This is a genomic window from Methylobacterium tarhaniae, assembly GCF_001043955.1.
Lineage (GTDB): Bacteria > Pseudomonadota > Alphaproteobacteria > Rhizobiales > Beijerinckiaceae > Methylobacterium > Methylobacterium tarhaniae.
The window spans coordinates 1-20,364 of record NZ_LABZ01000116.1 but is presented as its reverse complement, the minus strand read 5'-3'; the positions used below and the strand labels follow the sequence as shown (position 1 = coordinate 20,364).

The 20,364-nt window shown below is 72.6% G+C and carries 15 protein-coding genes; 10 read left to right on the top strand and 5 right to left on the bottom strand.

Going from position 1 to position 20,364, the window contains the following annotated elements; genetic code table 11:
* Positions 1-70: 70 nt before the first annotated feature.
* From pimC to VQ03_RS16350, 3 genes are all read left to right on the top strand, one after another.
* A complete protein-coding gene (gene pimC, locus VQ03_RS16360) occupies positions 71-1,279 on the top strand; it encodes a pimeloyl-CoA dehydrogenase large subunit (protein ID WP_048451959.1) in 1,209 nt (402 codons plus the stop codon).
* Positions 1,280-1,514: 235 nt separating this feature from the next.
* Positions 1,515-2,663 (top strand): acyl-CoA dehydrogenase family protein, encoded by a 1,149-nt coding sequence (locus tag VQ03_RS16355; RefSeq protein ID WP_048451958.1) that lies wholly within the window; start codon positions 1,515-1,517, stop codon positions 2,661-2,663.
* 128 nt (positions 2,664-2,791) lie between these two features.
* Positions 2,792-4,768 carry a transketolase family protein gene (locus tag VQ03_RS16350; RefSeq protein WP_048451957.1) on the top strand — a complete coding sequence of 659 codons (1,977 nt, stop codon included), beginning with the start codon at positions 2,792-2,794 and terminating at the stop codon, positions 4,766-4,768.
* 59 nt (positions 4,769-4,827) lie between these two features.
* On the opposite strand, the gene VQ03_RS16345 is transcribed toward VQ03_RS16350, so the two are convergent.
* The 5 genes from VQ03_RS16345 to VQ03_RS16325 all read right to left on the bottom strand — a co-directional run bounded on the left by VQ03_RS16345 (position 4,828) and on the right by VQ03_RS16325 (position 8,870).
* Positions 4,828-5,754, bottom strand: a complete 927-nt coding sequence (locus VQ03_RS16345) for a dihydrodipicolinate synthase family protein (protein ID WP_048451956.1) — start codon at positions 5,752-5,754, stop codon at positions 4,828-4,830.
* A gap of 21 nt (positions 5,755-5,775) precedes the next feature.
* Positions 5,776-6,507 (bottom strand): FadR/GntR family transcriptional regulator, encoded by a 732-nt coding sequence (locus VQ03_RS16340; protein WP_048451955.1) that lies wholly within the window; start codon positions 6,505-6,507, stop codon positions 5,776-5,778.
* A 113-nt stretch (positions 6,508-6,620) separates the two neighbouring features.
* On the bottom strand, positions 6,621-7,691 hold the full coding sequence (locus tag VQ03_RS16335; protein WP_048451954.1) for an endonuclease/exonuclease/phosphatase family protein: 1,071 nt from the start codon (positions 7,689-7,691) through the stop codon (positions 6,621-6,623).
* A gap of 86 nt (positions 7,692-7,777) precedes the next feature.
* Positions 7,778-8,713: a site-specific tyrosine recombinase XerD gene (locus VQ03_RS16330; protein ID WP_048451953.1), complete on the bottom strand. Its 936-nt coding sequence runs from the start codon at positions 8,711-8,713 to the stop codon at positions 7,778-7,780.
* A gap of 10 nt (positions 8,714-8,723) precedes the next feature.
* Positions 8,724-8,870 (bottom strand): hypothetical protein, encoded by a 147-nt coding sequence (locus VQ03_RS16325; protein ID WP_048451952.1) that lies wholly within the window; start codon positions 8,868-8,870, stop codon positions 8,724-8,726.
* Between the two features lie 246 nt (positions 8,871-9,116).
* Between VQ03_RS16325 and VQ03_RS16320 the strand changes: the two genes are divergently transcribed.
* From VQ03_RS16320 to VQ03_RS16290, 7 genes are all read left to right on the top strand, one after another.
* On the top strand, positions 9,117-9,821 hold the full coding sequence (locus VQ03_RS16320; protein WP_083468043.1) for a shikimate kinase: 705 nt from the start codon (positions 9,117-9,119) through the stop codon (positions 9,819-9,821).
* Between the two features lie 50 nt (positions 9,822-9,871).
* Positions 9,872-10,960: a 3-dehydroquinate synthase gene (gene aroB / locus VQ03_RS16315; protein ID WP_245292104.1), complete on the top strand. Its 1,089-nt coding sequence runs from the start codon at positions 9,872-9,874 to the stop codon at positions 10,958-10,960.
* Positions 10,961-11,331: 371 nt separating this feature from the next.
* The gene (locus tag VQ03_RS16310) at positions 11,332-12,981 is read left to right on the top strand and encodes a tannase/feruloyl esterase family alpha/beta hydrolase (protein WP_048451950.1); all 1,650 of its coding nucleotides are present in this window, start codon (positions 11,332-11,334) and stop codon (positions 12,979-12,981) included.
* 286 nt (positions 12,982-13,267) lie between these two features.
* Positions 13,268-14,278 (top strand): AAA family ATPase, encoded by a 1,011-nt coding sequence (locus VQ03_RS16305; protein ID WP_048451949.1) that lies wholly within the window; start codon positions 13,268-13,270, stop codon positions 14,276-14,278.
* Between the two features lie 5 nt (positions 14,279-14,283).
* On the top strand, positions 14,284-15,198 hold the full coding sequence (locus tag VQ03_RS16300) for a DUF58 domain-containing protein (protein WP_048451948.1): 915 nt from the start codon (positions 14,284-14,286) through the stop codon (positions 15,196-15,198).
* An 11-nt stretch (positions 15,199-15,209) separates the two neighbouring features.
* Complete coding sequence (locus VQ03_RS16295; protein ID WP_048451947.1) at positions 15,210-18,032, top strand: DUF4159 domain-containing protein; 2,823 nt, start codon at positions 15,210-15,212, stop codon at positions 18,030-18,032.
* A 28-nt stretch (positions 18,033-18,060) separates the two neighbouring features.
* A complete protein-coding gene (locus tag VQ03_RS16290) occupies positions 18,061-20,139 on the top strand; it encodes a membrane protein (RefSeq protein WP_048451946.1) in 2,079 nt (692 codons plus the stop codon).
* Positions 20,140-20,364: the final 225 nt, after the last annotated feature.

Genomic DNA, 20,364 nt, shown 5'->3' with positions numbered 1-20,364 from the left:
CCGCAGAGGGGGGGAGGGTTCAGGGGCGGGGCCACTATCGAGACCAATTCACCTCCCGAGGAGGCACCCCATGGACCTTCGCTTCACCCCCGAGGAACGCGCCTTCCGCCAGGAAGTCCGCACCTTCTTCCAGGAGAACCTGCCGCAGGAGATCCGCCAGAAGCTCGTCGACGGCCGTCACCCGTCGAAGGACGACATCGTCACCTGGCAGAAGATCCTCAACACGAAGGGCTGGGCGGTGCCGAACTGGCCCGTCGAGTGGGGCGGCACCGGCTGGGATCCGGTGCGCCAGTACATCTTCCTGGATGAGCTGCAGAGCTTTCCGGCCCCGTCGCCGCTGCAATTCGGCGTCTACATGGTCGGGCCGGTGATCGCCCAGTTCGGCAACGAGGCGCAGAAGAAGCGCTTCCTGCCCCGCATCGCCAACCTCGACGACTGGTGGTGCCAGGGCTTCTCCGAGCCCGGCTCCGGCTCCGACCTCGCCTCGCTCAAGACCAAGGCCGTGCGCGAAGGCGACCACTACATCGTCAACGGCCAGAAGACCTGGACCACGCTCGGCCAGTACGCCGACTGGATCTTCTGCCTTGTGCGCACCGACGCCACGGTGAAGAAGCAGGAGGGTATCAGCTTCCTCCTCATCGACATGAAGACGCCGGGCATCACTGTGCGGCCGATCCAGACCATTGATGGCGGGCACGAGGTCAACGAGGTCTTCTTCGACGACGTCAAGGTGCCGGTCGAGAACCTGGTCGGCCAGGAGAACAAGGGCTGGGACTACGCCAAGTTCCTGCTCGGCAACGAGCGCACCAACATCGCGCGCGTCGGCGTCTCGAAGCAGCGCATCCGGCGCCTGAAGGAGCTGGCGGCTTTGGAGCGGGTCGGCGACACCCCGATCCTGGAGAATCCGCGCTTCCGCGAGAAGCTGGCGGCGCTCGAGATCGAGCTGAAGGCCCTGGAGATGACGCAGCTGCGCGTCGTCGCCGCCGAGCGCACCCGCGAGAAGGGCAAGCCGGACCCGGCCTCCTCGATCCTTAAGATCAAGGGCTCGGAGATCCAGCAGGCCACGACGGAGCTGCTCCTGGAGGTCGTCGGCCCCTATGCCCTGCCTTACGTGCCGGAGGACGAGGGCGACGAGCATTTGAGCAACGAGCCGCCGGTCGGTCCCGACTGGGCGGGCCCCGCCGCGCCGACCTACTTCAACTGGCGCAAGATCTCGATCTACGGCGGCTCGAACGAGATCCAGAAGAACATCATCGCGAAGGCGATCCTGGGGCTCTGAGCACGGCGGGAGGGACGGCCACGAAGCAGGACACGCCGGCCCCTCCAACCCTCGACCTCATCCTGAGGTGCCAGTCCATCGACGATGGGCTGGCCTCGAAGGAGGGCTCCAGGGATCGTGGAGACTTCTGGAGCCCTCTTCGAGGCTCGCTGTCGCCCGCACCTCAGGATGAGGTCGCGGGCAGGATGCAGAGGCACAGCCGCGCTCAGGCGCCGGCGAGAACGGAAACGACCCGATGGATTTCGATCTGAGCGAGGAGCAGCGCCTCCTCAAGGACAGCGTCGAGCGGCTCCTCGCCGACCGCTACGATTTCGAATCCCGCAAGCGCTACGGCCGTGAGCCCGAAGGCTTCTCGAAGGCGATGTGGGACTCTTACGCCGAGCAGGGCCTGCTCGCGGTGCCGTTCTCCGAGGAGGATGGCGGCATCGGCGGCGGGCCGGTCGAGACCATGATCGTCATGGAGGCGTTCGGCGGCGCGCTGGCGCTCGAACCCTACCTCGCCACGGTCGTGCTCGCCGGCGGCGTGCTGCGCCACGCAGCGAAGCCGGAGCAGCGGGCCGAGTGGCTTCCCGGTCTCATCGCCGGGGAGAACCGCTACGCCTTTGCGCATTCCGAGCGCCAGGCCCGCTACGACCTCCAGGATGTCGGCGTCACCGCGCGCCGCGACGGCGAGTCCTGGGTGCTGGAGGGGGAGAAGTCGCTCGTCCTGCACGGCGACAGCGCCGACCGGCTGATCGTCTCGGCCCGCACCGCCGGCTCGCGGCGCGACCGGGACGGCATCGGCCTGTTCCTGGTCGAGGCCAATGCCGAGGGCGTCTCCCGCCGCGGCTACCCGACCCAGGACGGGATGCGGGCGGCGGAAGTGTCGCTGTCCTCGGTCCGGGTCGGAGCCGAGGGGGTGATCGGCGATCCCTCGGGGGCGCTCCCGGTGATCGAGCGGGTGACCGACGAGGCGATCGCCGCGCTCTGCGCCGAGGCGGTCGGGGCGATGGACCGGATGCACAGGCTGACGGTCGAGTACCTGAAGACCCGCAAGCAGTTCGGCGTGACGATCGGCTCGTTCCAGGTGCTCCAGCACCGGGCCGCCGACATGTTCATCGCCCTGGAGCAGGCCCGCTCGATGGCCTTCCTCGCCACCATGATGGCGGGCGAGGACGACGCCGAGGAGCGCGCCCGCGCCATCGCCGGCGCCAAGGTGCAGATCGGCCGCTCCGGCCGCATCGTCGGCCAGGGCGCGGTGCAGCTCCATGGCGGCGTCGGCGTCACCATGGAGTACAGCGTCGGCCACTACTTCAAGCGGGTCACGATGATCGACCAGCTGTTCGGCGACGCCGACCATCATCTCGGCCGGGTGGCCCGGATGGGAGGTCTGATCGCCGCCTGAAGGCGGAGGCGTGCGGGAGATGAATCCCGCTCATCTTGGCACGGATAAAACTCGTTTGAGTTCCGCTCCCGGGGACGGTTGGGTGAGCTTGCCTCAAGAGCACCCGACAATCCCCGGGAGGGACCCCGATGACCGGCACCGAGCCGCGCGCGCTCGCGGATGCGATCCGCTTCCTGTCCATCGACGCCATCGAGCGGGTGGGCGAGGGGCATCCGGGCACGCCGCTCGGCGCTGCCGATACGGTGACGGCGCTCTTTACCCGCCACCTCAAGTTCCTGGCCCGCGAGCCCCTGTGGTTCGACCGCGACCGCTTCGTCGAGTCGAACGGCCACGGCTCGATGCTGCTCTATGCACTGCTGCATCTCTCTGGCTACGAGGGTATCGCGCTCGACGACATCAAGCGCTTCCGCGAGCTCGGCTCTCCCTGCGAGGGCCACCCGGAATACGCCCCCGCCCACGGCATCGAAACCACGACCGGGCCGCTCGGCCAGGGCATCGCCAACGCCGCCGGCATGGCGCTGGCCGAGGCCTACCTGAACCGCTGGCTCGGGCCCGACATCATCGACCACCGCACCTATGCCCTCGTCGGCGACGGCTGCCTGCAGGAGGGGGTCGGCCAGGAGGTGATCTCGCTCGCCGGCCACCTGGGCCTCGGCAAGCTCACCTTCCTCTGGGACGACAACCGGATGACGGATGACGGCGCGATCGACCTCGCGCTGAGCGACGACATGGCGGCGCGGTTCCGCCTCAGCCACTGGCACGTCCAGGAGGTCGACGGCCACGATATCGAGGCGGTGTCGGCGGCGCTGCTGCTGGCCAAGGCCGATCCTCGCCCCTCGATGATCCGCTGCACCACGGTGATCGGCCGCGGCCTGCCCGGCGTCGAGGGCACGCGGGCGGCGCATTCGGCCCGTATCCCGGCCTCGTTGAGCGAAGCCGCCCGCAAGGCCCTGAACTGGCCGCACCCGGCCTTCGAGATCCCGGACGAGATCCGCGCCGCCTGGCGCGCGGCCGGCGCGCGCAACGCCCCGGTTTTCGACTCATGGACGCGCCGGGTCGCCGCCCTGCCGCCGGAGCGTCGCCGCCTCCTCGACCGCCTGCGCGAGGGGAGGCTGCCGGAGGGCTGGGACGCCCCCTTGCGCGCCTTCCGCGAGGAGGCCGCCCGCTCGGGCAAGGCGCAATCCGGCATCGCCCTGTCGGGCGAGCTGGTCGACCGCCTCGCCGAGGCGATTCCCGAACTCCTCTCCGGCGCGCCGGACCTGGAGGGCGCGACCCAGCACAAGCGCAGCCTGAAAGCCTTCACCGCCGAGGACCAGGGCGGGCGCTACGTCCATTACGGCATCCGCGAGCACGCCATGGGGGCGATGATGAACGGCATGGCCGCCCATGGCGGCGTGGTGCCGGTCGGCGTCACCTACCTGGTCTTCTCCGATTACCTGCGCCCCGTCTTGCGGCTTGCCGCCATGATGGGGCTTCCGGTGCCGTTCGTGTTCAGCCACGATTCGATCGGCATCGGCCGCAACGGGCCGACCCACCAGCCGGTCGAATACCTGGCTTCCCTGCGAGCCATCCCCAACATGCTGGTCCTGCGCCCGGCCGACGCCGTCGAGGCGGCGGAATGCTGGGAGATCGCCCTCGGCAACCGCACAGGCCCGTCCTCGCTGATCTTCGCCCGCCAGGCCATGCCAGCCTTGCGCCGCGACGGCTCGGGCGAGAACTGTTCCGCCCGCGGCGCCTACGTGCTGGAGGAAGCGTCTGGTCCTCGCCGCGTCACGCTGCTCGCCACCGGCTCCGAGGTGGCGCTCGCCGTCGAGGCGCGCCGCCGGCTGGAGGACGAGGGCGTTCCGACTGCCGTCGTCTCGATGCCGTCCTGGGAACTGTTCGAGAGCCAGGACGCCGCCTACCGTCGCGAGATCCTGGGGCCGGGCACCGTGCGGGTCGGGATCGAGGCGGCGGTGCGCCTCGGCTGGGACCGCTATCTCGGCGAGGAGGGCGGCTTCATCGGCATGAGCGGCTTCGGCGCCTCGGGGGCCGAGGCCGACCTCGCCCGGCATTTCGGCTTCACGCCGGAGCGGGTGGTCGAGGAGGTGAGGGCGCGGTTGTAGTTCGCGTCGTGCCGCCCTCGCGGTATCCGCAAGCCTGGATCCAGGAGGGCGGAACCGGTTCACCGCCCCCAGCGCAGCACCGCCGCATCCAGGCTCCGGGCGATCTCGATCAGCCCGGCCCGGGTCGCCGGATGCGGCAGCTCCAGCGGCGCCCGCACCGCATCCGAGCGGATGATGCCGCCCTCCTTCATCAGGATCTTGGCGGCGGCCAATCCAGTCTGTCGGTTCTCGTAATTGATGAGGGGCAGCCAGCGGCCATAGGCCTGCACCGCCTCGTCGCGCCGGCCGGCGAGATAGGGGTCGATGATCTGGCGGATGCCGTCCGGGTAGCCGCCACCGGTCATGGCGCCGGTGGCGCCGGCATCGAGGTCGGCGAGTAGCGTGATCGCCTCCTCGCCGTCCCAGGGGCCCTCGATCGCGTCGCCGCCGAGTTCGAGCAGCGTGCGGAGCTTGGCCGCGGCTTGAGCGGTCTCGATCTTGAAGTAGGAGACGTTCTCGACCTCGCGGGCGAGCCGCGCCAGGAAGGCCGCCGAGAGCGTGGTGCCGGAGACCGGCGCGTCCTGGATCATGATCGGGATCGAGATCGCGTCGGACACCTGCCGGAAGAACCGCTCGATGCCGGCCTCGGTCACCCGGATCGTCGCCCCGTGATAGGGCGGCATGATCATCACCATGGCGGCGCCCAGGTCTTGCGCCCGGCGCGAGCGCTCGGCGCAGATATGGGTGGCGAAGTGCGTGGTCGTCACGATCACCGGCACCCGGCCGGCGACGTGCTCCAGCACGGCCGTCATCACCTCGTCGCGCTCGGCATCGGTGAGGACGAACTGCTCGGAGAAGTTGGCGAGGATGCACAGGCCGTTGGAGCCGGCCTCGATCATGAAGTCGATCGCCCGGCGCTGGCCGTCGAGGTCGAGGGTGCCATCCTCGTGAAAGATCGTCGGCGCGACCGGGAAGACGCCGCGATAGGGGCGGGGAGCGATCGTCATGGCGTTTGCCTCCGTGGTTGTTCAGGCCGCGGCGCCGTGGCGGCGCAGGCCGTTATGGATGACCCGGCGGACGGCCGACGCCGCGCCTTGCGGGTCGCGCGCCGCGATGGCCGCGACGATGGCCGCGTGGGCCGCGAGCGTGGTCTCGCGCTCCGCGGCCTCGACCGGGGCGCTGAGCTGGAACGAGGCCCGCAGCGCCACCTCGATCACGCCGCCGATCGAGCGCATGAACGGGTTGCCGGACGCCCCCGCCACCGCGACGTGGAGCGCGAGGTCGCCCTCCGCGAAAGCTTCCGAATCGGACGGTTCGGCCCGCATCCGCGAAAGGCCCGCCTCCAGCGCGGCGAGGTCGTCGGCGGTCCGGCGCTCGGCCGCGAGCGCCGCCGCCGCCGGCTCGACCGCGAGCCGGATCTCCGCGAGGTCGCGCAGGAAGCGCCGGTCGATGCCGGCCTCCAGGTGCCAGGCCAGCACGTCGGCATCGAACATGTTCCAGGCCGCGCGCTCGCGCGCCACCGTGCCGACCCGCGCCTTGGTGGTCAGAAGGCCCTTCGCCACCAGGGTCTTGACGCTCTCGCGCAGCACCGGCCGCGACACCCGGAAGGTTGCCAGCAACTCGCCGTCCCCCGGCAGCTTGGCGCCGGCCGGGTAGCGGCCGGCGATGACCGCGATGCCGAGGTTGCGCGCCACCTCGGCATGGTTGGACCGGGCGCGCGCCGCCGGGATCACCACCAGACCGGGGGCGACAGGGGGCATGGCAAAGGGTGCGCGCATCCGCGTGACGTACCGACCGGGGAGGCGCCCGAGCGGCGCCGATCAGCCTCTTACAGCACGCCCGCGCCCGGCCGAAAAGTCATACTGTCTGACTTTTATGGTCCGGCCGCCTCCCGTGCCTCCGCCACCGCCTCGGCGCCCTCGCGGCGATCCTCGGTATCCGCCGCCGGCGGCTCCTGGACGGCCTCGGCCCGGGAATCGCGGCACAGGGCGATCAGGATCGGGAAATGGTCGGAGCCGACATTCGGCAGGCGCTCCAGCCGGGCGAGCAGGAAATGCTCGCTGAAGAAGACGTGGTCGAGGGGCCAGCGCAGCATCGGCCAGTTCGCGTGAAAGGTCGGGTAGGCGCCCCGTCCGACCCGCGGGTCGAGGAGGCCGCCGATGGCCTGGAACAGGCGCGTGGTGCGCGACCAGGCGACGTCGTTGAGGTCCCCCGCCACCACGGCGGGACCGCCCTCCCGCGCGACCTCGCGGGCGACCAGCACCAGCTCCCCGTCCCGCGTCGCGCTGCTCTGGCCCGGATGCGGCGGGCGCGGATGGACGCCGTGGAAGGTGAAGCGCTCACCCGAGGGCAGCGTGACGCCGGCGCGCACCGACGGCACGTCATCCTCGATCAGGAAGCGCACCTGCAGGTCGTCGAGCGGCAGGCGGGAATAGAGGATCAGCCCGTAGGTGTTGTCCTGCGCCTGATCGACCCCGTGGGGATAGCGCGCCCGCAAGGGGGCCAGCGCGTCGCGCCAGGCCGCATCGGTCTCGAGCGCCAGGATCAGGTCGGGATCGCTCGCCTCCGCCACCGCGAGCAGCCGGTGATAGGCCCGGTTCGATTGCAGCACGTTGACGATCAGGATCGAGACGCAGGCCGCCGGATCCGCATCCTTCGGCGCGGCGCCGGCTTTCGGCCCGGTCAGGCGGGTGAAGGGCAGGATGTGCCGCAATTGCAGCCCGAGCGCTCCCAGGAGCCCGGCGCCGAGGGCGAGGGACACCGGATCCTGCCCGGCGAGCATCAGCAGGACGAGGACCGGCGGGATCGCGGCGGCGATCTGGAAGCGCGGAAAGTCGAAGGTGCGCACCAGCCCGGCCCGGCTGCGCCAGAACGGCAGCAGGGTCGCAACGATGAGCGCCAGCGCCAGGACCTGGGCGACGATGGACAAGGTCGAGACCGGCACGTGCGCTTCCCCCTCGCGGCTTCTGCCGCCTCGGAGGTCCAGATAGGTCGCCCGGGTCGCAGCGTCACCCGTCCGTCGTGGTGGCGTCAGGCGCTCGCCAGGGGATGGAGGTCGCGGACCATCTGCTTCAGGCGCTCGTCGAGCACGTGGGTGTAGATCTGCGTCGTCGAGATGTCGGCATGGCCGAGGAGTTCCTGCACCACCCGCAGGTCGGCGCCGTTCTGCAGGAGATGGCTGGCGAAGGCGTGGCGCAGGACGTGGGGGCTGATCCGGTCGGTGCGGATGCCGGCGGCGGCAGCCACCGCCTTCAGGTCGCGGGCGAAGGCCTGGCGGGTCAGGTGGCCGGTCTCGCTGTCGGCGGGAAACAGCCAGGGGCCGGGCGCGGTCAGGGTGGCGAGATGGGCCGCCATGGCCTGGCGCGCCACCTCCGTCAGCGGCACCAGGCGCTCGCGCCCGCCCTTGCCGCGCACCACCAGGAACCGCTCCTTGGTGGAGCCGGCGGCGCGGGGCAGGGCGACCAGCTCGGAGACGCGCAGGCCCGTGGCGTAGAGGAGCTCGATCAGGCAGTGCATCCGCCCGGCCCGCGCCGCCTCGGCGGGGTTCGGCGTCTCGGCGCTGGCGGCCTTGGCGGCGGCCTCCTTGGCGACCGTGAGCAGCCGGTCGACCTCGGCCACGGAGAGCACCTTCGGCAGGCCGCGGCCGCGCTTCGGGCCGGAGACCGGGGCCGTGGGATCGGCCTCGGCCATCCCCTCCGCGTAGAGGAAGCGATGGAAGCCGCGCACGCAGGAGAGCCGGCGCGCCGCCGAGGTGCTCTTGAGGCCGCGTGCCTCCAGCTCGGCGAGATAGGCCCGGATGCCGGCGGCCTCGACCGCGCCGGGATCGATCCGCTTGCCCGCGAGGTGGGCGAGGTAGTCGTCGAGGTCGCGCCGGTAGGCCTCGAGCGTGTTGGCGGCCGCACCGCGCTCGGCCGCCAGCATGTCGAGATAGGCGTGCATCAGGTCCTGGGGACCCAAGGCGCTCATATCGCGGCGCTCATTTCGGCTGGAGCTTCGTGTTCGGAATGGTGACGGTGATCTCGCGCGGGGTCGGCTCGACGAAGGTGGCGAGGGCGAACATCGCCGCGAAGGCGAGCCCGGCCAGGATCGCCACCACGGCCAGGAAACGGAAGAGGGTCGGCACGTCGGCGGGGTCCCGGGACTACGCGTGACAACGAGCGGCGCGGGCGTCAGGAAGCTCGGCCGCCTTGGCCGTCGGTTCGACCACGCGTCGTCCCCTGAGGCAAGTCCGCCCGGACCTGTGCCGGCCGAAAGCCGGCGGCTGTTGCGCGGGTGCCGAGGCGGACGGAGGGACAGGAGGGGAAAACCGATGGTTTTCCCGGACATCCGCCGTTTCGCCCTGCGCGAAAAACAGGCTAAAGAACGCCGCATGAACCAGCGTCCCCCTCATGAACAGTCGATCGAGTCGCGCGTGCGCCGGGGTCTCGGCCTGCGCTCGATCGTGCTGGTCGGGCTCATGGGCGCGGGCAAGAGCACCGTCGGCAAGCGCCTGGCGGGGCGCCTCGGCCTGATCTTCAAGGACGCCGACCACGAGATCGAGGCGGCGGCCGGCCTGACCATCCCGGACATCTTCGCCATCTATGGCGAGCCGAGCTTTCGCGACGGCGAGGAGCGGGTCATCGCCCGCCTCCTGCGCGAGGGCCCGATGGTGCTCGCCACCGGCGGCGGCGCCTTCATGCGGGCCGAGACGCGCCAGCGCATCGGCGAGGCCGGGGTCTCGGTCTGGCTCAAGGCGGAGCTGGACGTGCTGATGCGCCGGGTGCGCAAGCGGCCCGGCAGGCCGCTGCTCCAGAACGAGGATCCCGAGGGCACGATGCGCCGGCTGATGGACCTGCGCCATCCCGTCTATGGCGGGGCCGACGTGGTCGTGGTGTCCCGCGACGTCTCCCACGACCGGGTGGTGCAGGACGTGCTCGAGGCCCTCGACCTCTACATGGCGGGCGGGGAGATGGCCGGCGGAGAGGCGGAAGGCCCTGCGCCGGAGGGGCCGGCGGCCGATCCGGTACGCGACGCGGTGGACGATCCGGCTTCCGCCGCGCCTGACTTCGCCGGCCACGGCCTGGCCGCCCAGTAGACGACCTCCGACGGATTTCGAGGACGACAGTGCACAGCGAGACCGTTCACGTGCCTCTCGACGGGGGCCGGGCCTACGACATCCTGATCGGCCGCGGGCTGCTCGCCGAGATCGGCCCCCGGGTCGCGGCCCTCGGGGCCCGGGCCGTCGGGGTGGTGAGCGACGAGACCGTGGCGGCGGAGTACGGCGAGGCCGTCACCGCCTCGCTGGCGCGGGCCGGCCTGCGCACTGCCCTGATCGCGGTGGCGCCGGGCGAGGGCTCGAAGAGCTATGCGGGCTTCGCCCAGGTCTGCGACGGGCTGATCGCGCACCGGGTCGAGCGGGGCGACCTCGTCCTGGCCCTCGGCGGCGGCGTCGTCGGGGACCTGGCGGGCTTCGCGGCGGCGTCCCTGCGCCGGGGCGTGCGCTTCGTCCAGGCGCCGACCACGCTCCTCGCCCAGGTCGATTCCTCGGTCGGCGGCAAGACCGGGATCAACTCGCCTCACGGCAAGAACCTCGTCGGCGCCTTCCACCAGCCGAGCCTGGTCATCGCCGACACCGCCTCCCTGGACACCCTGTCCCTGCGCGAGATGCGCGCCGGCTACGCCGAGGTGGCGAAGTACGGGCTGATCGATTCTCCCGAGTTCTTCGCCTGGTGCGAGGCGAACCTCGCCGAGATTTTTTCGGGCGGCCCGGCCCGCGAGGCCGCCGTGGCCGCCTGCTGCCGGGCCAAGGCCGGGGTGGTGGTGCGCGACGAGCGCGAGGATGGCGAGCGGGCGCTGCTCAATCTCGGCCACACCTTCGCGCATGCCCTGGAGCGCCTGACCGCCTACGACTCCGCCCGCCTCGTCCACGGCGAGGCAGTGGCGATCGGCCTGTGCCTCGCCTTCCGGTTCTCCGCCCGGCTCGGCCTGTGCCCGGGCCAGGATGCCGGCCGCGTCGCCAACCACCTGGCGCTCGCCGGCCTGCCGACCACGCTCGCCCAGGTCCCGGGCGGAAGCGGCGACGCCGACCAGCTCCTCGACGCCATGCGCCAGGACAAGAAGGTCCGGGACGGCGCGCTCACCTTCATCCTGGCCCGCGGGATCGGGAGAAGCTTCATCGCGCCGGGGATCGATGCGGGGGCGGTGCGGGAGTTCCTGGTGACGGAGCTGGGGTGAAGTGGGGCGCCGCGACGCTCGACCGGCGCAAGCGATCCCTGTTCTCCGCTGCTACACGAGCGGCATGTCGTCGTAGACCGTCGCGAATGTCGGCATGACGCCGATCTCCGGCAGATCGACTGCGCCAGTGCTGGCGCAGCGCCTCCAGAATGTTCACCTGGATCCAGTCGTGCCGCGGCGTCGGCTGCGGGGATTCATCACCGGCACCGCGTCGCCCCGCCCGGTCGCGGCGACAGGGCGCGTGCTGCCGCAGGGTTCCCACCGACGATCCGCGCCGCCGTCGCTTGACGGCGCGGACGCGCCGAGGCCGAGTGTCGGCCGCAACGGCGTCATGTGCGCAAGAATCCGGCGGATCTCTGGGGGAGGGACTGATGGCACGCAACGTCACGCGGGGAGCAGGGCTCGCCCTGCCCATCGTCATCGCCGCCTCCCTCGCTCCGCCGGCTCTCGCCGCCCCGCTCGCCTGCGGCGACCTCGTGCGCCTCGCCCGGCCGGACCTGCGCATCACGCGAACCGAGGCCGTACCCGCCGGCACCTTGCCGGCCGACAACCCGGGCCGGGCCGCCCTCACCGGGGCCGCTCGGGCGAAGGCGGCTTTGCCGGCCCATTGCCTCGTCGAGGGCACGATCGACCCGCGGGTCGGGGCAGGGGGCGTCGAGTACGGAATCGGCTTCCAGCTGCGCCTGCCGGAGACGTGGAACGGCCGCTTCCTGTTCCAGGGCGGCGGTGGGCTCGACGGCGTGGTCGGCGAGGCCCTGGGCGCGATCCCGGTCTCCGGCGCGACGGCACCGCCGGCCCTGCTGCGCGGCTACGCCGTCGCCTCGACCGATTCCGGCCATCGCGGCCGCGACAATGCCGACGCCTCCTTCGGCCTCGACCAGCAGGCGCGGATCGACTTCGCCTATCGGTCCGTCGGCGCCGTGGCGCAGGAGGCGAAGGCGCTGATCGCCGCCCGCTACGGCCGCGCCCCGGCGCATGCCTACTTCATGGGCTGTTCCAATGGCGGCCGCTCCGCCCTGATGGCGGCGACCCGCTTTCCCACCGCCTTCGACGGCATCGTCGCCGGGGCTCCGGCCTTCCGGCTCACCCGGGCGGCCCTCGGCCAGATCTGGGACACGCGCGCCTTCCTGTCCGCCGCCCCGAAGACCGCCGAGGGCAAGCCGATCCTGGCCGAGGCCTTCAGCCAAGGCGACCTGGATCTCGTGGCGCAGTCCGTCCTCAAGACCTGCGACGCCGCCGACGGGCTGACCGACGGCACGGTCGAGGCCGTGGCCTCCTGCCGGTTCGATCCCGCGAGCCTCGCCTGTCCCGGCGACAAGACCGGCACCTGCCTCAGCCACCCGCAGGTCGAGGCCTTGCGGAAAAGCTTCGGCGGCGCTCGTGATTCGCAGGAGCGGCCGGTCTACGCCTCCTGGCCCTGGGATCCGGGCCTGGCGGCGCCGGGCTGGCGGGCCTGGAAGCTCGGCACCTCGAAGACGGGGACACCGAATGCGCGCAACGCCACCCTCGGCCCCGCGTCGATCGCGAACTACTTCCTCACCCCGCCGGATCCGGGCTTCGACGCGCTCCGCTTCGACTTCGACCGCGACACCCCACGCACCGCCGAGACCGCCGCCCTCAACGATCCGACCGGCACCTTCCTGTCGACCTTCGCCGCACGCGGCGGCCGGCTCCTCGTCTACCAGGGCGTGGCCGACCCGGTTTTCTCCGCCCGCGACCTCGTCGATCACTGGCAGGAGCTGACCCGCCACAACGGCGGGGCGGCGGCGCTCGCGGAACGGGCGCGCCTGTTCCTGGTGCCCGGCATGACCCATTGCGGCGGTGGGCCGGCCCTCGACGATTTCGACCCGCTTACCGCCATCGAAGCCTGGACCGAACGCGGTGAGGCGCCCGAGCGGCTGCTGGCCCGCGGCACCGCCTTCCCGGGCCGCACGCGGCCGCTCTGCCCGTTCCCGAAAGAGGCGCGCTACCAGGGCGGCGAGGCGGACAAGGCGGAGAGTTTTTCCTGCAAGGAGCCGTGAGGCGGCACCGATCATCCATCAATCCTGCGCGAGGCGCTGCCGCAGGAGGCGTGCGCTTCTCCTCTCCCCGCGGGCGGGGAGAGGGGATCGCCCGCGCCTCTTCTTTCTCTGAACAGCTACTGATTTGAACGCCGCGAGGAATGATTCCGCACGCCGTGCGAAAGCTGCGCCGCGTCCCGCGCCCTGCGTCGTCGCGCCGACCTTGCCTTGCGGTGCGGAAGGGATCCACACTCGCGGACCTCGATAGGGGGGCTGCAAGGCCCCCGGATGACGACGAGGATCCCGCATGACCCAAGCCAGCGCGCCGGCCGCCGCGACCCAGATGGATGACGGCATCGTCGCCGCCGCGGAGGCCTGCCTCGCCAGCGTGGGGCGCGCCCGGGAGGCGATCCACGGCGTCATCTTCGGGCAGGAGAATGTGGTCGACCTCGCGCTGGTCACGGTGCTGGCGGGGGGCCACGGCCTGCTCGTCGGCCTGCCGGGCCTCGCCAAGACCAAGCTGGTCGAGACCCTCGGCACCGTGCTCGGGCTCGATGCGCGCCGGGTGCAGTTCACCCCCGACCTGATGCCCTCCGACATCCTCGGCAGCGAGATCCTCGACGAGGACCAGGACCGGCACCGCTCGTTCCGCTTCGTGCGCGGACCGGTCTTCACCCAGCTCCTGATGGCGGACGAGATCAACCGCGCCAGCCCCCGCACCCAGTCGGCCCTGCTTCAGGCGATGCAGGAGCGCTTCGTCTCGGTGGCCGGCGCCCGCCACGACCTGCCGCGGCCGTTCCACGTGCTGGCGACCCAGAACCCGATCGAGCAGGAAGGCACCTATCCGCTGCCCGAGGCGCAGCTCGACCGGTTCCTCCTCGAGATCGACGTCGGCTATCCCGACCGCGCCGCCGAGCGGCGCATCCTGCTCGAGACCACCGGCGCCGAGGAGCACCGGCCGCAGGCGGTGATGGACACCGAAGCCCTGCTCTCGGCCCAGCGCCTGGTGCGGCGCCTGCCGGTCGGCGAGGCGGTGGTGGACGCGATCCTCGACCTCGTGCGCGCCGCGCGCCCTGTCGGGGGCGACGCCCTGGTCGCCGACAAGCTGCTCTGGGGCCCCGGCCCCCGCGCCAGCCAGGCGCTGATGCTGGCGGTGCGCGCCCGGGCGCTGATCGAGGGCCGGGTCGCCCCCTCCGTCGACGACGTCGCGGCCCTCGCCGAGCCGGTGCTGAAGCACCGCATGGCGCTCACCTTCGCGGCCCGCGCCGACGGAGAGACGATTCCCGGCCTGATCGGCCGCCTCGTCGGGCGGCTCTGACCCCGGTGGCCTCGACGCGCGTCCTCGACGCGGCCGCCCGCACGCCCGGTCGGCGGGAGACCGAGACCGCCCTCTCGCTCGCCGAGCGGATGCCGCGCCTGATCCTGGAGGCCCGCCGGGTCGCCGCGACCCTGGCGCACGGCCTGCACGGTCGCCGCCGGTCCGGCCCGGGCGAGAGCTTCTGGCAGTTCCGCCCGTTCGTCGCAGGCGAGGCGGCGAGCCGGATCGACTGGCGCCGCTCAGGCCGGGACGATCGGCTCTACGTCCGCGAGCGGGAATGGGAGGCGGCCCACACCGTCTGGTTCTGGGTCGACCGTTCGGCCTCGATGGGCTTCGGCTCCACCCTCGCCCAGGCGCCCAAGATCGAGCGCGCCCTGGTTCTCGGGCTGGCCCTCGGCGACGCCTTCGTGGAGGCCGGCGAGCGGGTCGGGCTGCTCGGCCTGTCGCGGCCGCAGGCCACCCGCACCATCGTCGAGCGGATGGCCGAGACCCTCGTCGCCGACACGTCCGGCCTCGACGAGGACCTGCCGCCCCGCGCGCCGGTCGGCCGGTTCGACGAGGTGGTGCTGATCGGCGATTTCCTGAGCCCTCCGGAGCAGGTGCGGGCCTCGGTCGCGGCGATCGCCGCCGCCGGCAGCCGCGGCCACCTGGTGATGGTGATCGATCCGGTCGAGGAGACGTTCCCGTTCTCCGGCCAGGCCGAGCTGCACGACCTCGAAGCCGGCCTGTCGCTCAGGGTCGGCGACGCCGCGTCCTGGGGCGAGGCCTATCGCCGGCGGATCCGTGCCCATCGCGACGCGTTGGCGGAGATCGTCCGGGCCCAGGGCTGGACGCTCACGCTGCACCGCACGGACCGGCCGGCGAGCGAGGCGGCTTTTCGCCTCGTCACCCTGGTTGCCGCCGCCCGCGGCGCGGGCTGAGGACGCCTTCGATGTTCGGACTGCCCCTCAGCTTCGCCGCCCCCGCCGCCCTCGCGGCACTCCTCGCCCTGCCGGCGCTCTGGTACCTGCTGCGGGTGACGCCGCCGCGGCCGCGGCGGATCGACTTCCCGCCACTGCGCATCCTCGCCGACCTGCTGCCGGAGCGCGAGACCCCGGCCCGCACCCCGCCCTGGCTCCTGGCCCTGCGCCTGCTGGCCGCCGCCTGCCTGATCCTGGCGGTGTCGGGGCCGGTCTGGAACCCCACGCCGCAAGCCGTGGGCGACGGGCGCACGCCGCTCCTCCTCATCCTCGACAACGGGTTTTCCTCGGCACAGGACTGGCGCGACCGGGTTCGCGTCGCCACCGCCGAGGTCGAGGCGGCCTCCCGGGCCGGGCGGCCCGTGGCGCTGCTGGCCACCGCCGCGGCCCCGGCGGGGCTGGAGGCCACCGGTCCCGGCCCGGCCCTGGAGCGCCTGCGCGCGATCGAGCCGCTGCCGCACCTCGCCGACCGGTCGGCGCAGCTGCCGGGGCTCGGCGCCTTCCTGGAGCGGAATCCGGGCAGCGCCGTGGTCTGGGTCAGCGACGGCGTGGCGGGACCGGACGGCGACGCCTTCCCGGCGGGCCTCGCCGCCTTCGCGTCGCGCAACCGCGCCGACGTCACCGTGCTCAAGGCCGAGCGGCCGCCGGCCCTGGGCCTTGCCGGCCCGGATGCCTCGGGCGGCCAGCTCGGCGTCAGCGTGGTGCGCGCCGCACCCAACGGGCGCGATGCCGGCACGGTCCGGGCCCTCGACGCCAAGGGCCTGCCGCTCGCCGAGACGACCTTCTTGTTTCCCGGCGACGCCACCGCAGCGGACGTCCGCTTCGACCTGCCGGTGGAGCTGCGCAACACCATCGCGCGGTTCGAGGTGGCGGGCGAGCATTCGGCCGGCGCCGTGGTGCTGGCCGACGAGCGCGGCCGGCGGCGCCGGGTCGGCCTCGTCTTCGGCGGCACCGCCGACCAGGCCCAGCCGCTCCTCTCGCCGACCTACTACCTCTCCCGGGCGCTGACCCCCTTCGCCGACGTGCAGGAGCCCCGAGCCGGGCGCGGCGTCGCCGAGTCGATCGGCCAGATGCTCGATTCCCAGGTCTCGGTGCTGGTGCTGGCCGATGTCGGCGCCCTCGACCCCGCGACCCTGGAGCGGGTCTCCGCCTTCGTCGACAAGGGAGGGCTGCTCCTGCGCTTCGCCGGCCCGCGTCTCGCCGCCGGCAGCGACGACCTCGTGCCGGTGCGCCTGCGCCGGGGCGGGCGCACCCTCGGCGGCACCCTGTCCTGGGACAGCCCGCGCACCCTGGCGCCCTTCTCACCCGAGAGCCCCTTCGCGGGCCTGACGCCGCCGGCGGATATCGGCGTGCGGCGCCAGATTCTCGCCGAGCCGGACGGCGAGCTCGCCCGGCGCACCTGGGCCGCCCTGCAGGACGGCACCCCGATCGTCACCGCCACCAAGCGGGGGGAGGGCCTCGTGGTCCTGGTCCACGTCACCGCCGACACCACCTGGTCGAACCTGCCGCTGTCGGGCCTGTTCGTGACCATGCTGCGCCGGGTCGTCGCGCTCGCCGGCACCACCCCGCCGACCACCGGCGCCGGCCCGGGCGCCCCGCCGCCGGTGCTGGCCCCGCGCCTCACCCTCGACGGGTTCGGCGCCCTGAAGCCTCCCCCGGCCACCGCCCGGGCGGTGCCGGCGACCTGGACAGAGCGGGCGACGCCGGAGCATCCGCCGGGCTATTACGGCCCGGCCGATGGCGGCCTCGCCGTCAACGCGCTCACTGCCGAGGATCGTTTGAAGCCCCTCGACCTCAAGGCGCTCTCCGGTGCCCGCTTCGGCGGCCTGGAGGAGGCCCGCACCCGCGACCTGCGCGGCCCGTTCTTCCTCACGGCCCTGCTGTGTCTCGCCCTCGATACCCTGGCGAGCCTGTGGCTCGGCGGCTTCCTCGGGCGGATGGCGGCGCGCCTGCGCCGCCGGCCGGCCGCCGCAGCCCTCATCCTCGGCCTCCTGGTGCTGGGGGCCGCACCGGAGACCGCCCGCGCGGTCGAACCCGCCGCCAACCGGCCGAACGGCATCGAATCGGCGCTCGTCACCCGCATCGCCTACGTGGTCACCGGGGACGCGGCCGTCGACGAGACCAGCCGGGCCGGTCTCGCGGGCCTGACCCAGATGCTGGCGAGCCGCACCGCGCTCGAACCCGGCGAGCCCGCCGGCATCGACCCGGTCCGGGACGAACTCGCCTTCTACCCGCTGATCTACTGGCCGATCGTGCCGAACCGGCCGCAGCCGAGCGAGGCGGCGATCCGCCGGATCGACGCGTTCATGAAGAATGGCGGCACGGTGATCTTCGACACCCGCGACGCGATGACCGCCCGCCCCGGCGGCCCGCCGACGCCGGAGGCGCTCTACCTCCAGCGCATGCTCGCGACCCTCGAGGTGCCGGAACTCGAGCCGGTGCCCCGCGACCACGTGCTCACCAAGGCGTTCTACCTCGTCGACGGCTTTCCCGGCCGTTATGCGACCGGGCAGACCTGGGTCGAGGCCCTGCCGCCGGGAGGCGACGGGGGCGAGCGCCGCCCGGCCCGGGCCGGCGACGGCGTCTCGCCGATCGTCATCACCGGCAACGACCTCGCCTCCGCTTGGGCCATCGGCCGACGCGGCGAAGCCCTCTACCCCCTCGTCGGCGGCGATCCGCGGCAGCGTGAGATGGCCTTCCGCGGCGGCGTCAACCTCGTGATGTACGCGCTCACCGGCAACTACAAGGCCGACCAGGTTCACGTGCCGGCGCTCCTGGAGCGGTTGGGGCAGTGAGGCGTCGCACCCTACAACGGTACCACTTATGCTGAGCCTCAGCCTCGCCCCGCTCGTCCCCGTCCCGGCCCTCTGGGCCCTGGGCTGCCTCGCCGCGATCCTCGCCGGGGTCGCCGTCCTGGCCCGCGGGCCGGTGGCGCTCTTGCGCGTCCTTGTCCTCGCCCTGGTGCTGCTGGCGCTGGCCAATCCCTCGCTGGTCCAGGAGGAGCGCGAGCCGGTCAAGGATATCGTCGCCGTCGTGGTCGACCGCTCGGGCTCGCAAGGCCTCGGCGACCGGCCGGCGATGACCGACCGGGTGCGGGCCGAGCTGGAGCGGCGCCTCGGTACGCTCAACGCGATCGAGCCGCGCTTCGTCGAGGTGCCGGAGGCCGGCGGCGACGAGGGCACGCGGCTGTTCACGGCCTTGTCCAGCGCGCTGGCCGACGTGCCGCCCGATCGCCTCGCCGGCGTGGTGATGCTGACCGACGGCGTCGTTCACGACATCCCGGCCAACCTCTCCTCGGCGAGCTTCAAGGCGCCGCTCCACGTGCTGGTCACCGGCCGGCCCGACGAGCGCGACCGGCAGATCCGCCTGATCGAGGCGCCGCGCTTCGGCATCGTCGGGCGCGACCAGACCGTCCGGGCCGAGGTGATGGAGCGCGGCGGCACCGGATCGGCGGTGGTGACGGTGCGCCGCGACGGCGAGGAGGTGGTGCGCCAGTCCGTGCGCACCGGCCAGCCCTTCAACCTGACCCTGCGGGTCGAGCACGGGGGTCCCAACGTCGTCGAGATCGAGGCCGAGGCGCTGCCGGGCGAGCTGACCACCGCCAACAACCGCGCGGTGCTGCCGATCGAGGGCATTCGCGAGAAGTTGCGGGTGCTGCTCGTCTCCGGCGAGCCGCATGCCGGCGAGCGGACCTGGCGCAACCTCCTCAAGTCCGATGCCAACGTGGACCTCGTCCACTTCACCATCCTGCGCCCGCCGGAGAAGCAGGACGGCACCCCGATCTCCGAGCTGTCGCTGATCGCCTTCCCGACGCGGGAGCTGTTCCAGCAGAAGATCAAGGACTTCGACCTCATCATCTTCGACCGCTACGCCAACCAGAGCGTGCTGCCGTCGAGCTACTTCGACAACATCGTGCGCTACGTGCGCGAGGGCGGGGCGCTCCTGATCGCGGCGGGGCCCGAATTCGCCTCGGCCGCGAGCCTCGCCCGCACGCGGCTTGCCGCCATCCTGCCGGGCGAGCCGAATGGCCGCGTGGTCGAGCGGCCCTACAAGGCGGCCCTCACCGGCAGCGGCCAGCGCCATCCGGTCACCCGCGACCTGCCGGGCTCCGAGGCCTCGCCCCCGGCCTGGGGCGACTGGCTGCGCCTGATCGGCGCCGAGGTTCGCCCCGGCGTGACCCCGATCATGGCCGGCGCCGATGCGCTGCCGCTGCTCGCTCTCTCCCGCGAGGAGAAGGGCCGGGTGGCGCTCCTCCTGTCCGACCATGCCTGGCTCTGGGCCCGGGGCTACGAGGGGGGCGGGCCGCATCTCGACCTGCTGCGCCGCCTCGGCCACTGGCTGATGAAGGAGCCGGCCCTGGAGGAGGAGGCCTTGCGGGCCTCGACTACGGGCCATGGTCGCGAGGTCCGGGTCGAGCGCCAGACGATGGGCGACACCACCGAGCCCGTCACCGTCACGGCGCCGGGCGGCAGGAGCCGCACCCTGACGCTGAACCCCGACAAGCCGGGCCTGTTCGCCGCCACCTTCGAGGCCGACGAGCTCGGGCTGCATACCCTGCGGGCCGGCACCCTCGTCGCCTTCGTCAGCGTCGGCCCGGCCAACCCGCGCGAGCTGGTCGACGTGTTCAGCGACACCGAGCGCCTGCGCGGCATCGCCGAGGCCACCGGCGGCTCGGTGCGCCGCCTCGCCGAGGTGGGCGGCGGGCTCGCGATCCCGCGGCTGCAGATCGTCCGCTCCGGCCGGCTCTCCGGCTCGGACTGGATCGGCTTCCGCCCGAGCGACAGCGCGGTGGTGCGGGGCGTCTCGGTCTATCCGCTGGGCCTCGGTCTCGCGGCGCTGGCGGCGATCGCGGCGGCCGTGCTGGCGATGTGGCTGGCCGAAGGGCGGCGCGGACGGGTTTGACCGAAGCGGCAATGGTTTGCGGCGGCCTGCTCAATCCGCCTCGCAGACGCGCGCCGACGTGCGGCGACTTCGTGCGAGATCGCAGGATGGCGCACCAAATCTCTGTCGTGCCTGCGAAAACCGGCGTGACCCGCTCGCCTTCGTCAGCGGTCCATGGATGATCGGAGGTGACCGGTCGCTCCTGCGCCCATCATCCCGGCCCGTCCCACAGGCCCGCCGCCACCC